General features: G+C 69.3%; 1 pseudogene. It reads left to right on the top strand.

What is annotated here, in order from left to right:
* Positions 1–24 precede the first annotated feature (24 nt).
* Positions 25–1,246 (top strand): annotated as a pseudogene (locus MXD61_RS05645) (IS256 family transposase).

Below are 1,246 nucleotides of genomic sequence, written 5' to 3'. Positions count from 1 at the left end.
ACGTCGAAGGCGACGCCGGCGGGGCTGGATCCCGCGCTGGTCGCGCAGCTGGTGGCCCAGGCTCGCGGGCAGGGTGTGCAGCTCTCCGGCGAGGGTGGGCTGCTCGCGCAGCTGACGAAGATCGTGCTGGAGTCCGCGCTCGATGGGGAACTCACCGACCATCTCGGCTACGACCGGCACGACCCGGCCGGCGCGAACAGCGGGAACTCCCGCAACGGCAGCCGGTCGAAGACCGTGCTCACCGATGTGGGCCCGGTCGAGATCGACGTGCCGCGGGACCGGGCGGGCTCGTTCGAGCCGGCCATCGTCAAGAAGCGGCAGCGGCGGCTGTCCGGGGTCGAGGACCTGGTGCTGTCGCTGTCGGCGAAGGGGCTGACCACCGGGGAGATCTCCGCGCATCTGGCCGAGGTGTACGGCGCGCAGGTCTCCAAGCAGACGATCTCCACGATCACCGACCGGGTGATGGAGGGCATGGCCGAGTGGCAGAACCGGCCGTTGGATCCGGTGTATCCGGTGGTGTTCCTCGACGCGATCAACGTCAAGATCCGGGACGGGAAGGTCGCGAACCGGCCGGTCTACCTCGCCCTGGCCGTGACCGCCGAGGGCACCCGCGACATTCTCGGTCTGTGGGTCGGGGACGGCGGTGAAGGGGCGAAGTTCTGGCTCCAGGTCTGCACCGAGATGACGCGGTGTCGAGGACATCCTCATGGCGGTCTGCGATGGTCTGAAGGGCCTGCCGGACGCGATCGAGCAGGTCTGGCCCCGCACCGTGGTCCAGACCTGCGTGATCCACCTGCTGCGTAACAGTTTCCGCTACGCCGCCCGACAGGACTGGGATGCCGTCGCCAAGGCGCTGCGGCCGGTCTACACCGCCCCGACCGAAGCCGCGGCGACCGAACGGTGGCTGGAGTTCGCCGAGGCCTGGGGTGCCAGGTATCCCGCGATCGTCCGGTTGTGGGAGAACGCCTGGGCGGAGTTCACCCCGTTCCTGGCCTTCGACGCCGAGATCCGCCGGGTCATCTGCTCCACCAACGCCATCGAGAGCGTCAACGCCCGCATCCGCCGCGCGGTCCGCGCCCGCGGGCACTTCCCGAACGAGACCGCCGCATTGAAGTGCATCTACCTGGCGGTCATGAGCCTGGACCCCACCGGGCAAGGCCGCAAGCGCTGGGTCATCCGCTGGAAAGGCGCCCTCAACGCCTTCGACGTCGCCTTCGACGGCCGACTCACCGCAGGCCGCAAGTAG

Source organism: Frankia sp. AgPm24 (assembly GCF_023243055.1).
GTDB classification, from domain to species: Bacteria; Actinomycetota; Actinomycetes; order Frankiales; family Frankiaceae; genus Frankia; species Frankia umida.
The sequence above is the reverse complement of the archived record's forward strand: the minus strand, read 5'-3'. Positions and strand labels throughout refer to the sequence as shown.